This is a genomic window from Streptomyces sp. NPDC001914 (assembly GCF_042891215.1).
Classification (GTDB): Bacteria; Actinomycetota; Actinomycetes; order Streptomycetales; family Streptomycetaceae; genus Streptomyces.
The window spans coordinates 26,471-40,409 of record NZ_JBIASW010000020.1 but is presented as its reverse complement, the minus strand read 5'-3'; the positions used below and the strand labels follow the sequence as shown (position 1 = coordinate 40,409).

10 protein-coding genes and 1 tRNA gene are annotated in these 13,939 nt (G+C 72.4%); 4 read left to right on the top strand and 7 right to left on the bottom strand.

The window, feature by feature from the left end; translation table 11 throughout:
• Positions 1-62: 62 nt before the first annotated feature.
• The 3 genes from glmU to ACFYYF_RS36370 form a co-directional block, all read right to left on the bottom strand.
• A complete protein-coding gene (gene glmU / locus ACFYYF_RS36380) occupies positions 63-1,511 on the bottom strand; it encodes a bifunctional UDP-N-acetylglucosamine diphosphorylase/glucosamine-1-phosphate N-acetyltransferase GlmU (RefSeq protein WP_388782598.1) in 1,449 nt (482 codons plus the stop codon).
• A gap of 112 nt (positions 1,512-1,623) precedes the next feature.
• Positions 1,624-1,698: transfer RNA gene (locus ACFYYF_RS36375), tRNA-Gln, on the bottom strand.
• 14 nt (positions 1,699-1,712) lie between these two features.
• Complete coding sequence (locus tag ACFYYF_RS36370; protein ID WP_388782595.1) at positions 1,713-2,573, bottom strand: hypothetical protein; 861 nt, start codon at positions 2,571-2,573, stop codon at positions 1,713-1,715.
• A 167-nt stretch (positions 2,574-2,740) separates the two neighbouring features.
• On the opposite strand from ACFYYF_RS36370, the gene ACFYYF_RS36365 reads away from it, so the two are divergent.
• On the top strand, positions 2,741-4,054 hold the full coding sequence (locus ACFYYF_RS36365) for a sensor histidine kinase (protein WP_388782592.1): 1,314 nt from the start codon (positions 2,741-2,743) through the stop codon (positions 4,052-4,054).
• 549 nt (positions 4,055-4,603) lie between these two features.
• Here ACFYYF_RS36365 and ACFYYF_RS36360 read toward each other — a convergent pair.
• Positions 4,604-5,134, bottom strand: a complete 531-nt coding sequence (locus ACFYYF_RS36360) for an SUKH-3 domain-containing protein (RefSeq protein ID WP_361683947.1) — start codon at positions 5,132-5,134, stop codon at positions 4,604-4,606.
• A 77-nt stretch (positions 5,135-5,211) separates the two neighbouring features.
• Positions 5,212-5,715: a YwqJ-related putative deaminase gene (locus ACFYYF_RS36355; RefSeq protein ID WP_388782588.1), complete on the bottom strand. Its 504-nt coding sequence runs from the start codon at positions 5,713-5,715 to the stop codon at positions 5,212-5,214.
• Positions 5,716-5,944: 229 nt separating this feature from the next.
• Here ACFYYF_RS36355 and ACFYYF_RS36350 point away from each other — a divergent pair, with 229 nt between their 5' ends.
• From ACFYYF_RS36350 to ACFYYF_RS36340, 3 genes are all read left to right on the top strand, one after another.
• On the top strand, positions 5,945-6,931 hold the full coding sequence (locus ACFYYF_RS36350) for an SMI1/KNR4 family protein (RefSeq protein WP_361683953.1): 987 nt from the start codon (positions 5,945-5,947) through the stop codon (positions 6,929-6,931).
• A 7-nt stretch (positions 6,932-6,938) separates the two neighbouring features.
• Entirely contained in the window at positions 6,939-9,671 is a 2,733-nt protein-coding gene (locus ACFYYF_RS36345; protein WP_388782585.1) for an SUKH-4 family immunity protein, read from the top strand.
• A gap of 260 nt (positions 9,672-9,931) precedes the next feature.
• Positions 9,932-10,819 carry a cellulose-binding protein gene (locus ACFYYF_RS36340; protein ID WP_388782582.1) on the top strand — a complete coding sequence of 296 codons (888 nt, stop codon included), beginning with the start codon at positions 9,932-9,934 and terminating at the stop codon, positions 10,817-10,819.
• A gap of 384 nt (positions 10,820-11,203) precedes the next feature.
• On the opposite strand, the gene ACFYYF_RS36335 is transcribed toward ACFYYF_RS36340, so the two are convergent.
• Both ACFYYF_RS36335 and ACFYYF_RS36330 read right to left on the bottom strand, forming a co-directional pair.
• Positions 11,204-12,838 carry a cation acetate symporter gene (locus ACFYYF_RS36335; RefSeq protein WP_361683962.1) on the bottom strand — a complete coding sequence of 545 codons (1,635 nt, stop codon included), beginning with the start codon at positions 12,836-12,838 and terminating at the stop codon, positions 11,204-11,206.
• On the bottom strand, positions 12,835-13,392 hold the full coding sequence (locus tag ACFYYF_RS36330) for a DUF485 domain-containing protein (RefSeq protein ID WP_388782579.1): 558 nt from the start codon (positions 13,390-13,392) through the stop codon (positions 12,835-12,837). The genes ACFYYF_RS36335 and ACFYYF_RS36330 overlap by 4 nt, the downstream gene beginning before the upstream one ends.
• Positions 13,393-13,939 lie beyond the last annotated feature (547 nt).

The following is a 13,939-nucleotide window of genomic DNA, read 5'->3' as shown; positions in this document are numbered from 1 at the left end:
CTCAGCGGGGGTGCGGGTGTGCACTTATCACGGTACGCCGTCCCAGACGTGCCGTTTTCCGGTCAGCCTTCGCCTTCCGGTTCCCGGGAGGCGGTCTCCGCAGCCTTCGCGGCGGCGCTTCCGGGACGCTTGCGAGCCACCCAGCCCTCGATATTGCGCTGCTGGCCACGGGCCACGGCCAGCGAACCGGGCGGCACGTCCTTGGTGATGACGGAGCCCGCCGCGGTGTACGCGCCGTCCCCGACCGTGACAGGAGCCACAAACATGTTGTCCGAACCCGTACGGCAGTGCGAGCCGATCGTGGTGTGGTGCTTCTCCTGGCCGTCGTAGTTCACGAACACGCTCGCGGCGCCGATGTTCGAGTACTCGCCGATCGTCGCGTCACCGACGTACGACAGGTGCGGGATCTTCGTCCCCTCGCCGATCGTCGCGTTCTTCGTCTCGACGTACGTGCCGACCTTGGCCTTCAGGCCGATCCGCGTGCCCGGACGCAGATAGGCGAACGGGCCCACCTTCGCCTCTGGACCCACCTCGGAGGTGTCGGCCACGGTGTTGTCGACGCGGGCGCCGGCGCCCACCCGGGTGTCCTTCAGACGGCAGTTGGGCCCGACCTCGGCGCCCTCGGCGAGATGCGTGGCGCCCTGGAGCTGCGTCCCGGGGTGCACGATCGCGTCCTGCTCGAAGGTGACCGTCACGTCGACCCAGGTCGTCGCGGGGTCGATGACGCTGACGCCGGCCAGCATGGCCCGCGTGAGCAGCCGGTCGTTCAGGATGCGGCGGGCTTCGGCGAGCTGGACGCGGTTGTTGATGCCGGCGATCTCGCGGTGGTCGGCGGCGACGGCCGCGCCCACGCGGTGCCCGGCCTCGCGCAGGATCCCGAGGACGTCCGTCAGGTACTCCTCGCCCTGGCTGTTGTCCGTGCGCACCTTGCCGAGCGCGTCGGCGAGGAGGCGGCCGTCGAAGGCGAAGACACCCGAGTTGATCTCACGGATCGCGCGCTGCGAGTCGGTGGCGTCCTTGTGCTCGACGATCGCGGTGACCGCGCCGCTGGCGCCGTCCCGCACGATGCGGCCGTAGCCGGTGGCGTCGGGGACCTCGGCGGTCAGCACGGTCACGGCGTTGCCGTCGGTGCTGTGGGTCGAGGCCAGCGTGAGCAGGGTCTCACCGCTGAGCAGCGGGGTGTCGCCGCAGACCACGACGACGGTGCCGTCCACGCCGCCGCCGAGCTCTTCGAGGGCCATCCGTACCGCGTGCCCGGTGCCGTTCTGCTCGGCCTGCACCGCCGTCCGTACGCCCGGGTCGATCTCCCCGAGGTGCCCGACGACCTTCTCGCGGGCGTGCCCGACGACGACGACCAGGTTCTCGGGGTCCAACTCGCGCGCGGCGGCGAGCACATGACCGACGAGGGAGCGTCCGCAGATGTCGTGCAGAACCTTGGGTGTGGCCGATTTCATACGGGTGCCCTCACCCGCTGCAAGTACGACGACGGCTGCCGGGCGATTGGCGCTCACGGGGTTGCCCTTCGGCTTCGGATGGCGGGGTGTGGACATCCGCAGGATACCGGGGCGAATCAGGAGGGATATGAGGAAGGGTCCTGACAGCAGTCAGGACCCGAACCGAGCATGGCTCCCCCGCCAGGACTCGAACCTGAAATACATCATCCAAAGTGACGTGTGTTGCCGATTACACCACGGGGGATTAACGGGTGAAGCCTACGCGGTTCGCCGCTCGGCCTCCACCACCATGCCAGACCACCAGCCTTCGATGCGACGGTACAACTCGGCGCTCTTCAGGACCCTGATGACCAGACAACCCCTATACGCGTCGCCGATGTTCTTCCGGACCGTCTTGGGGTTGTGCTTCTTGAGTGTCGTCGGCTGGAGGGCGGAAACGTCGACCCCGACGAAGGTGGACCAATACTGTTCGGCGGCGGCCACGTCCGCGGTTTCGTGGATCATGACGCGGAAGCGCACCCGGTCTCGTGGCACGTCCAGCAGATCCAGCCACTCGAGGTAGACCCGGACGACTCCCGGGTCGCTGTTGATGAAGATCACGTTCTCGCGCCTCGCGTAGGGCTTGTCCTTGGTTCCTTCGGCCCAGTACAGAGCGACGCCGGTCATGAACAGTTCGCGGTCGGTCATCGTGCCGATCTCGTTCGCGGCGGCCGTCTTCGTCCGCCGTCGCTCCTCGTCCCGTACCGCGAGTTCGTGGTCCCACCTCTTGCGGCCCGCCAGTTTCGCCTGCTCGACGGAGTCCCGGCGGTCCGGTTTCGGCAGGTCCCGGACCCACAGGGAGATCGAGCTCTTCGAGCAGCCCAGTTCGAGCTGGATGCGGTCGTAGGTCCAGCCCTGCAGGCGTAGCTCGCGGGCCCTGGCGCGGAGGTCGTCCTTGGCCCGTGGGCGCCTGGTCCAGTCCGGGGGCGGTTCGCCCTCCAGGAGACGGTTGAGGATGTCGTTGTTGTAGATGTGGAGACGGTCACGGATCTGGCGGCGGCTGAGCCCCGCCCGGCGCAGCGTCACCGCTTGTTCGCGCAAGGAGTCGAAATTCGGGTGCCGGCTGTGGGGGTGTGTCATGGGTAAACCGTCGTGCCGGAATGCGGGCTTCCATGGTCGAACGGTGATCGATTCAATAGTTCGAGGGATATCGGCAGGTTTCGCTTCTGTTCGAAGGTGGGGTGTGGTGTAGGCCAGTCGGCAAAACTCACCGGAAATGGTCCGGGGTGCGACCGTAGGCTGGAGGCATGACCACGACGGGGGAAGAGCACACCGGGGCCGGGAGCGGGCCGTGGTGGTGGGGTGGATGGCGTAGTGCGGTGCTGGACGCGGGTCTCGCCCTGGCGTCCGCGTTCGAGTGCGGTGGCGAGGGGGTCCGCTTCGCCCACGACGCGGGACTGCCCGCTCCGGTGGGTGTCGCGTTCGGGACGGCGGCCGGGTCCGTGCTGCTGGTGCGGCGGAAGTGGCCGATCGCGGTCGTCCTGGTGTCCATCGCGGTCACGCCCGCCCAGATGGGGTTCCTGATGGGACTCGTCGGGCTGTACACGCTCGCCGCGTCCGAGCTGCCGCGGCGCATCACCGCGGCGCTGGCCGGGATGTCCTTCGCCGGCATGCTGATCGTCACGTTCGTCCGGGCGCACCAGAGCGTCGTGGACGGGGACGTGCCGATGGGGAACTGGCTGGTCCCCTTCGCCTCCATCACGACGGCCATCGGGATGACCGCTCCGCCCGTGCTGCTCGGGCTGTACATGGGGGCCAGGCGTCGGCTGATGGAGAGCCTGCGGGAGCGGGCGGACTCGCTGGAGCGGGAGCTGCAGCTTCTCGCGGAGCGGGCGGAGGAGCGGGCGGAGTGGGCGCGCAACGAGGAGCGCACGCGGATCGCGCGGGAGATGCACGACGTGGTCGCGCACCGGGTCTCCCTGATGGTCGTCCACGCGGCGGCTCTCCAGGCCGTGGCCCGGAAGGATCCCGAGAAGGCTGTGAAGAACGCGGCCCTGGTGGGGGACATGGGGCGGCAGGCGCTCACGGAGCTGCGCGAGATGCTGGGTGTGCTGCGCACGGGGGACGGGTTGCAGGCGCGGGTGCCGTCGGTGCCGTTGGCGGCCGTGGGGGCCGCGGCGGCCGCCGCGGCGTCCCGAGCGGCGGGTGACTCCTCCGGGGCCGGTGAGGGGCCGAGTCTGGCCGAGATCGATGAGTTGATCGGGCAGTCGGCGGCGGCGGGGATGGTCGTGGCGCTGTCGGTCGAGGGGGACATGCGGGCGTACGCCCGGGAGATCGAGCAGACCGCCTACCGGGTGGTGCAGGAGGCGTTGACGAACGTCCACAAGCACGCGGCGGGGGCCAAGACGTATGTCCGGCTGGCGCATCGGGTGTCCGAGATCGCGATGCAGGTGGAGAACGAGTGTCCGCCCGAGGTGGGGGTGGGGTCCTCGGTCGGGTTGCCCAGTGGGGGGAACGGGCTGCTGGGGATGAAGGAGCGGGTGGCGGCTCTGGGGGGTGTGTTCGTCTCGGGGCCCACTGATGCGGGTGGGTTCCGGGTGTCGGCGGTCATCCCGGCGTAGCCCTCCGGGCGGTGTCGCGGGGTCCGGCTCCGGTTTCGGTCCGGTGGGTGGGTCGGGGCCGCGCCGGTGCATCAGGCCGTCGCTGTCGGGCAGAGAAGTGACCGTTAGTGGCGACGGCCATCGATGTACCGGCACGTCCCCTTCCGCCGCATCCCGACTGCGGGTGCGCCGTGGTGCCCCGTCCGGGCCACACCGTGCCGCTGGATCCCGGCTGCGGGTTCCGTCGCAGCCCCGACCGGCGGAAGTTTCCAGCTCCGGCCGGGGAAAAAATCCAGCCCCGGCCGACGAAAGTCTCCAGCTCCAACCGGGAAAATCCAGCCCCGATCGGCGAAAGTCTCCAGCCCCGGCCGGTGAAACTCTTCAGCGCGGGCCGGGAAATCCAGCCCCTCCGGCGTTTGAGGAGCGGGGTCTGGGGCGGAGCCCCAGGGGGCGCCTCTCGGGTGCCGGGCACGTTTCAGCCCCTCCGGCGATTGAGGAGCGGGGGGGCGGGGGGCAGCGCCCCCGGTATGGGACGGGTAGGGGCGGAGGGGGCGAGGGAGGGCTTGTGGGTCAGGTTGTGGTCAGGCGGGGTGGGGTGGTGCCGGTGAGGAGGGTGGTCAGGGCCGCGTCGATGTGGGGGCCCAGGAACCAGTCACCGGTGTGGTCGAGGGTGTAGACCCGCCCCTCGGCGTCGATGGCGAGCAGCGCGTGAGAGTCGGGTTCCTCGCCCAGCGGGCAGACCTCGGTGTCGAGCGCGCGCCCGAGATCACCGAGGGTGCGGGCCATGTGCAGCCCGTGCAGGGGATCGAGGTCGAGCAGGGCGGGGGCGACCTGACGCCCTGGCCCGGCGGCGCCGACACGCAGCCCCCCGAACTCCGCCCACGCCTCGACCGCCGCCGGGAACACGGAGTGCCGGTGCCCGGCCGGCGAGGCGTGTCCGCGCAGTTCGTCGGCCCAGTACTCGGCCTGCTTTATGTCCCAGCGTCCCGGCTGCCATCCGGCCGCGCGCAGCGCGGCGTCCACGGGCTCGGGGAAACGGGTGGCCGGTCCCCCCTGCCCGGAGGGGGAGAAGAGGCTGGAGGAGGAGCGTTCGGAGTGCATCTGCCCTTCGTTCGTCGAGGGATGGGACTCGGCGTCGCGGGACGCCGTCATACGTACGTGTGCGGGGAAGGGGGAGTTCAGGCGTCGGGTGCGGCCGGGTCGACGATGCGTACGCCGAAGTGGCCGCTGAGCGCGGTGCAGGAGCGGCAGGGTGCGGCGAAGCCGCCGTGCAGCGGGTCGCCGTCCTCGCGGATGCGGCGCGCGGTGAGTTTGGCTCCCTTGAGGGCCTTGCGGGCCTCGCCGTTGGTCATGGGCCTGCGGCCGGCGCGCTTGCTGCGTTCGGCGTCGGCGGAGGCGATCTGCCGGGAGATCAGGATGGCCTCGGCGCAGCGGCCGGTGAAGCGGTCGCGTTGCGCGTTCGTGAGGGTGTCGAGGAAGTCCTGGACCAGCGGGTGAAGGGCGGGTGCCTGGTCGCCGCGGGCGGCCGTTCCGGTGAGGGTGGCGCCGCGGACGGAGAGGGCGGCGGCGACGGTGGGGAGTATGCCGTCGCGGCGGTACAGCAGGGCCGGAGCGTGCAGCGTCTCGGCGCTGCTCCAGCCGACCCGGGGGTCCCCGGACGTGCTCGTATGCGTCGCGTTCATGATCGTCTTTCCCTCCCGTGCATCCCCCGGTGCGGAGACAGACTGCCAAATGCCGTGGCGGGAGCGGTAGCTGGGGCGCCGCGACACGCCAGGTCTTCGGCATACGGTCACTGCGGGGTGACGGCTGGTCACGGAACCGGAGGCCCGGTGACCGGTGTCGTACAACCGAATAGGCTGTCGACATCCGCGCTCCATCCAGCTACTGAAGACGCCGCAGGGGGCAACCGCCATGACGACAGGTCGGCTCGGGCAACAAGCCGCGCCGCCGAACGCGGCCTACGCCGGGCAAGTCGTGCACTTCCCGGATCCGGTCCGGGCAGCGCGCCACCCCAGAGGTGTGCGGATCGACGAGCGCGGTTATCCCGACTTCTCGCTCTACGCGCGTGCCGCGGCGGAGATCGCCGAGCCCCCGGAGGGCTTCGGGGTCGACGAGTTGAGGCTGACGGACTACGTGTCCGCGAACGCCGCTCTCGCCGCGTCCGGGCACGAGCTGTGGGACACCATTCCTTCCGTGGCGACCCCGCACGGCTGGACGTGGCACCACGTGGCGGGCACGCGGCGGCTCGAGCTGGTGCCGGTCGAGGTGAAGGCGCTGCTGCGGCACCACGGCGGTGTCGCGACGGCCGCCGTCGACCATGCCAAGCGCGGGACGCGGCCGTTGCAGGAGACGCGGCCCGCGCACTTCGGACTGCCGAAGTCGTCCGTCGCGGTGTCCGAGCAGCAGGTGCAGGCGGTCGAGGAGGATCTCGGTTACCGGCTGCCCGGTGCCTACCGGTCGTTCCTGAAGGCCGCGGGCGGCTGCGCCCCGGTGGGTGCCGCGCTCGACGCGGAGCTCGGACTGCTGGTGGACCAGCCGCTGTTCACGGTGCGCGACGAGGCCGCGGTCAACGACCTGGTGTACGTCAACAAGTGTCTGCGCGACCATCTGACCAAGGACTACCTGGGTGTCGGGTTCGTGCAGGGCGGTCTGCTGGCCGTGAAGGTCAAGGGCGACCGGATCGGTTCGGTCTGGTTCTGCGCGTTCGACGACGCCCGTGACACGGACGCGTGGCCGGCGGCCGAGCGGGTGGAGCGGCTGCTCCTGCCGTGCGGTGAGGACTTCGACCAGTTCCTGTCGCGGCTCGCGGGCAATCCGCCGGAGTTGGAGACGGTGGCGAATCTGATGGTGGACGGCGGCTTCGCTCACGCCGTGCCCGTCTCTTCGGTGGGGGAGTGAGGTTGCGATGGTGACCTTCGCGCAGGCGCAGGAGCGCGCGGAAGAGTGGATCAACGGGGACGTGCCCGGGTACCAGCACCGCGAGGTGCGGGTGCGCGAGTTCGAACTCGGTTTCGTCGTATGGGCGGAGGACCGTGCCGAGGGGCCGCGTTCCGACGGGGGCGCGCAGCGGCTCGTCATCGCGCGGGACAGCGGGGAGGCCACGTTGTGGCCCGCGCTGCCGGTGGGTGAGGTCATCCGCCGTTACGAGGAGGAGTACGGGGGGCCCGCCGGGGCTCCCGAACCGGCGCCGGCGCCCGCGGCGCGGGTCGATCTGAACCAGACGTCGTTCCTGCTGAGTCCCCCGGAGTGGCTGCAGGAGGCCGCGGACAGGATGGGGATTCCGGACCGGCGTGCCGGGGCGGGATCGTCCGGTTCCGACGGGGCGGGGTCGCGTCCGGCCGCCGCCTCGGCGGGCGGTTCCGCGAACGGGGCCGTCGCGGGCGGGAGTTCGCCCGCGGGTGCCTCGGGTGTGTCGGGGGATTCCGGGGAGCACGGCGCGGTGGCCGCGCCGGGAGTGCACGGCGCTTCCCCCGAGACCACGCCGGGTGTGCCCTCGCCGGCCTCCGCTTCTCCCGCGCCGGTTCCCGGCGGTGCCACCCCGTGGCCGGACGCCGCGACCGACGACGAGGTCCCGGACCGGCAGGACATGAGGCCCCCGGTTCCCGCCGACGCGACCCCGTGGGCGGGGACGGACACGAACGCCGATCCAGGGGACGACCGTTCCGTACCGCTGCCGGCGACCGTGTTCGCCCCGCAGCTGACGGACGCCGACGACGCGCACACGCCGCCGCCGGTGGCCGCGCACGACCAGACCGCCATGATCTCCGGGGGCAGCCGGCTTCCGCGCACCACGCTCTCGCCCGTCGCCGGCGACCCGAACGCGCCCGCGCAGCAGGGTGGTTCGGCGGGCCACGGGCTGCCCGGCGCCTCCGCCTACGGCTATCCCCAGGGACCCGGCGCGGGTCAGGCCACTCCGCCGCCCGGCGCTCCGTCGGCTCCGGGTGCCCCCGGTACGCCGCCGCCCGCCGTACCGTCGCGGCCGCTGCCGCCGAACGCGGGTGACATCGCCGACGCCGCGACCAGCAAGGCGCAGCCGCCCCGGGCGGCGCGCGGCCCGGCGGGTGCCCCGCCTCCGCCGAGTGCCCCGGGTGTGCCGGGAGCGCGGCCGGGCAGTACGCCCCCGCCGCCCGGACCCGGCGCGTCCTCGGGCGGCTACGTGCCGACGCAGCTCGTGTCGCAGCTCGGGCCGGACGGGCCCGAGGGGGTGCCCGGCGCGCCCACGCCGCCCGGCGCCACGCCTCCTCCGGGCCATGTCCACCATGCCGCGACGATGCTGGCCGGCCCCGCGGTCGGCGGCCCCGGCGCGCCGCAGCCGCCGGGTCCCCCCGGTGCTCCCGGCGCGCCCTGGCAGCAGCCCGCCGCTCCCGGTGTGCCGGCCCCGCCGGGCGCCACGCCTCCTCCGGGCGGGGCGCACCATGCCGCGACGATGCTGGCAGGGCCCGCGGTCGGCGGTCCCGGTGCGCCGCAGCCGCCGGGTGCTCCCGGTGCTCCGGGTGCTCCGGGGGGCTCGCCCTCCGGTGAGGTGCATCACGCGGCGACGATGTTCGCCCCTCCGGCCGGTGGCCCCGGTGTGCCGCAGCCTCCGCAGGCTCCCGGCGTGCCGGTGGGCGCCCCTCAGCCGCTGCCGGGACAGCAGCCGGCGTACGGCTATCCGCAGACGGGGCAGCCGACCGTCGGACCCGGCTATCAGGCCGTGCTGCGCTACCGGGCCCAGGACGGGTCCGAGCAGCAGCTCATCCGGCGGTCCGCGCCGGGTACGCCGCACCCGGAGTGGCAGATCCTGCACGAGCTGCGGGCGATGAACGTACCGCCGCAGCAAGTGCTCGAACTGCACACGGAGTTGGAGTCCTGTGAGCTGCCGGGCGCGTACTGCGCGCGGATGATCAGGGAGACGTTCCCGCAGGCGCGGATCACGAGCATCGCCCCGTACGGCACGGATCACGCGAGCCGGCAGCAGGGTATGCACCAACTTCTCGCGCACCACAGCGAGTTGCACCAGGTCGCGGACGGGCCGGCGCGTCCGGCGCCGGTGCGGGCGCCGATTCCGCCGGTGCAGCCCGCGCCGCCGGTCCCGCCGGAGGCGATCGCGCAGGAGCTGGCGGCGGCGTTCGGACCGGGGGTGTTCCGGTTCGACCACGCGGCCGTGTCGCGGCAGGGCGTCCCGCCGATCGTGGCGCACACCCTGGTCGTGGCGGGTCTGCCGGTCGACATGGGCCCGTTCTTCTGGGCGCAGGCCCAGCCGGGCCGTCCCGTGCCCACCCTCGCCGAACTGGCGCAGGAGCGCGGGGTGGCGGCGTCCCAGGACGCGGGCTCCTACCTCGTCATGGGCAGCGACTTCGGCAAGGCGATCTGTGTCCAGTACGGCACGGCGAACATCGTCGCGGTGCCGGTGGAGGCCGGTCCCGGGGGCGCTCCGGTGCCGCCGCAGTTCGTGAACACCGGCCTGCCCGAGTTCGCGCGCTGCCTGGCGCTGCTCGGCCGGATGTGGCGGCTGCGGTTCGGTCTCAACCAGGAGCAGGCGGGCCGCTGGACGGTCGACTTCCAGGCCCAGCTCGTCGCGCTCGACCCGGCGGCGCTGGCCTCGCCCGAGAGCTGGTGGTCGGTCCTGCTGGAGGAGATGTGGGACGGGCTGCTCTAGGGGCGGCTTCCCGCGGACAGCGGGGCAGCCGAGTTGTGCGACAGGCAGGACAAGGCGGTGGATGAGGCGCTCGGCCCGGGTCACGGGTCGGGCGCCTCGTCCGTTCCTGCCGCCGTCGCCGTCCTCGAAGTGCATGACCGTGACCCGTCTCGGGGCCGAATGGGCGGGCGGAGTGTCGCGTTATGAACACTTCCGCGTGATCCATCAAGATGTGCGCGAAATCGTCTTTTCGTGTGGGTCGGGCGGAGAGGGGTCCAAGGATGAGCAGCGCACGGGTGTCGCCGCACGGCTTCATGGCCGTACGGGGGCGTGGCTACCGTCCCGAACAGGTCGACGCGTACGCCGCGGCGTTCTCCCGTGACCGGGACGCCGCCTGGGAGCGGGCCGCCCGGCTCACCGTGCTGGAGAGGGACATGGAGGCCGAGGCGGAACGGCTGCGGGAGGCCGTGACGCGGCTGGCCCCGCAGACGTACGAGGAGCTGGGCGCGCGGGCGCGGCGGATCTTCGAGCTCGGCGAGGAGGAGGCCGAGGCCCTGCGGGAGGAGGCCCGGCAGGAGGTCCGGGCCGAGGCCGAGGCGGCCGAGTCGGTGGGGCGTGACGTGCGGGAGGCGGCGCGGGCGTACGCCGACGAGGTGCGCGACGAGGCGGAGGAATGGGCCGCGGGACGGCTGGCCGGCGCGCGGGCCGAGGCCGACGAGGTACGGGTCTCCGCGCGGCGGGAGGTCAAGGAGGGGCGGGGGGAGGTGCTCACCGTGCTGCGCGAGGTGCGGCGGCGTGCCGAGGTCCTGGTCGCCGCGCAGGAGGCGGAGCATGCCGCGCGGTGGGCGGAGTTCGAGCGGGCCGCCGGTGAGCGCGAGGCCGCGGCCGAGGCGGGGCTGCTCGACCGCGAGGCGCGCGCCGGGGAGTCGCTCGCCCGGGCCGAGCGGGCGCTCGCGGAGGCGAAGGAGTGGGACCGGCACCGGCAGGAGGACGCGGGGGCGCGGGCCGGGGAGCTGGTCGCGGAGGCGCGGGTCAGTGAGGAGCGGATCGCCCGGGAGACGGATCGGGTGCTACGGGAGCACGGGGAGCGGTGGGATCACGTGCGGGCGCACATGGATCACGTCCAGAGCAGTCTGACGTCTCTTACGGGGCGGGCCCCGGCGGAGTAGCCGGACTCGGTGGGAGCCGGCCGCTCCGCGGTGCCTCTTCGCCGCTCCGCGGCATTTTTCCCACCCGCCCACCCGTCTCGGCCGGTTGCCATGGGGCCGTCGTCCCGGCCGGTTCACACCGGGCCGTCGTCCCGGCCGGTTCACACCGGGCCGTCGTCCCGGCCGGTTCACACCGGGCCGTCGTTCCGGCTTGGCGTTTGCCGGGGCCGTCGTCCCGGTCGGTTCACACCGGGCCGTCGTCCGGGTCGGTTCACTCTGGGCCGTCGTCTAGGCCGGTTCACTCCGGGGCGTCGTCTCGGCTTGGCGTTTGCCGGGGCTCTCGTTTCGGTCGGTTTGCGCCGGGTCGTCGTCCCGGTCGGTTCTCGGTGGGGCGGACGGTCCGGTTCATCTTCCCTTTCGTATCGCACCCGCCAGGATCCATCCCTCGACCGCCTCGTACTGCTTCCGTTGTTCTCCCGCCTTGCGGCGGCCCGAGGCCACCGTTCCGAGCCAGCCGTAGGCGAAGCCCAGCGGGATCGACACGATGCCGGTCGTGGTGAACGGGAACCAGTTGAAGTCGGCTTCCGGGAACGCGGCGGTGGGGGAGCCGGAGACGAGGTTGGTGCCGGGCATCAGGACGAGGACCGTGAGGGTGCCGCCGATGAGGGTGGCGAGCAGGCCCGCACGGGTGTAGCGGCGCCAGAAGAGCCCGTAGACCAGCGCGGGCGCGATCGCGGAGGCGCCGAGGCAGAAGGACAGGGTGACCAGGGGCTGAAGGCTGTGATGCTGGACGAGGGTGGCGAGCAGGATGGCCGGTGCTCCCACCGCCAGCGCGGAGATGCGGGCGAGGAGCATCTCGCGGCGCGGGGAGAGTTCGTCGCTCCGGCGGCGGCCGCGGAAGAGCCGGCTGTGCGCGAACACGTCGTGGGCGAGGGAGTTGGCGCAGGCCAGGATCATCCCGGCGACGGACGCGAGCAGGGTGAGGAAGATCGCCGTCGTCACGGTGGTGAACAGCAGGGTCTCGGCCGCGGAGACGGAGGTGCCGAAGGCGGCCTGGGAGCCCAGCAGGTAGGCGGTGTTGCCCTGCGGGTCGGCCGTCGCGATCGCGTCGCGGCCGATCAGGGCGGTGGCGCCGAAGCCGATGACGCTGACGATGAGGACGAACAGGGCCACGCACGGCACCGCCCAGGACAGCGACCGGCGTACCTGGCGGGCGCTGTCCGCGGTGTACATGCGCATGGTGATGTGGGGGAGGCAGGCGCCGCCGAGGACGACGGTCAGCTCCGAGGTGATCATGTCCAGGCGGGGGCTGGCGCCGCCCGCGAACTGGAGACCGGAGTGGAGGTAGGCGTCGCCCACACCGCTGTTGCCCGCCGCGGCGGCCAGCAGGGTGCCGGGGTTCCAGTCGAAGCGGTGCAGGACGAGGACGGCGACGACCACGCCCGAGCCGAGCAGCATCACGATCTTCAGGATCTGGATGAGGGCGGTGCCCTTCATGCCGCCGATCGCCGCGTAGCTGATCATCAGCGCGCCGAGGCCGATGACGCAGCCGGTCTTCAGGGAGTCGGCGGAGAAGCCGAGGAGGAACGCCAGCAGGTCGCCCGCGCCCGCGAGTTGGACCAGCATGAGCGGCAGCAGCGCCACGATGGTCACCGCGCAGGCCGTGTTGCGGACGGCGCGGCCGGGCATGCGGCGCGCGAGGGCGTCGCCCATGGTGAACCGGCCCGCGTTGCGCAGGGGTTCGGCCAGCAGGAACATCAGCAGCATCAGGGACAGGGCGGTGCTCAGGGCGAGGACCACGCCGTCGTAGCCGGCCAGCGCGATGACGCCGCTGGTGCCGAGGACGCTCGCGGCGGAGATGTAGTCCCCGGCGATGGCGAGGCCGTTGCGCATCGGGGAGAGCGATCCGTAGCCGGTGTAGAACTCGTCCAGGTCGTCCCGGTCCGGGCCGGTCATCACGCACAGGAGCAGGGTGATCGTGGCGACGGCCGTGAACGCCACGAGGGACATGGTCTGTGCGGAGGTGGTGAACCCCGTCATCGTCGGGCCTCCCGTTTCGCGTCCAGTTCGCTCTGTCTGCGGATCCGGTCCGCGACGGGGTCGAGGCGCCGGCGCGCGGAGTGTTCGTACAGGGCGATGGCCAGGCAGGTGACGGGGACCTGGAGCAGGCCGAGGAGCAGGCCGGTCGACAGCCCGCCGGAGACCGTGCTCGTCATGAGCGACGGGGCGAAGGCGGACAGGAGGAGGAAGAGGGTGAAGTAGCCGAGGGCGGTGAGGGTCGCGACGCGGCGCTGGCGGCGGTAGGCGCCGCGCAGCAGTCTGATGTCGCTGTGCTGTCCGAGGGGGCGGTGGCGCGGCATCCGCGGTTGCGGGGGCTCGGGCGGCCGGGGCCGGGGCTGCCAGGGGTAGGTCAGCTGGGTGGGGTCGGGGGCCGTGTGGGGCGGTGGGTGTCCGGGGTCGAGGGAGTCGCCCGCGGGGGGCGGGTACGGCTGGTAGAGCGGGGCTCGTGGGGACGGGGTCGGCGGGTAGGGGGGTTGGTGCTGTTGCTGCCGGTGCGACCTTGGGTGCTCGGGGGACGAGAACGTGTCGGGCATCCCGGTTCTCCTTGCGTGGCTCGGGTCCGGGGCGGGACCGCAGGGAGCGGGGGGTGAGCAGCGCGCACGCTACTCGTAGGTAGCGGGGCGGCGCGACCGTTTCGCCGAACTGGGCGGTCGGTACGCGCTTACTTCGGTGACCTGGGGTGTTACCCGCGTTTACCTGTGGAGTTCTCCTGGAGCAGCCCTGAAGGTTCTTCGGATTTCGCGTGGGGAAGCGGGTTCCTGGCGGAGGGCCGGGCCCGGGTGCGGTTCCGGTTCGGTGGGTGGGTCGGGGCCGTGCCGGTGCATCAGGCCGTCGCTGTCGGGCAGAGTCGTGACCGTTAGTGGCGCCGGCCATCGATGTACCGGCACGTCCCCTTCCGCGCGTACCCGGCTGCGGGTGCGTCGTGGTTGCCGACCATTCCGGCCCCGGCCGGTGAAACTTCATCCCCGGCCGGGAAGTTTCAGCCCCTGCGGCGTTTGAGCAGCGGGGTCTGGGGCGGAGCCCCAGGTACGGGACGGGTAGGGGCGGAGGGGGCGAAAAGGGCTTGTGGGGCGGTGGGGC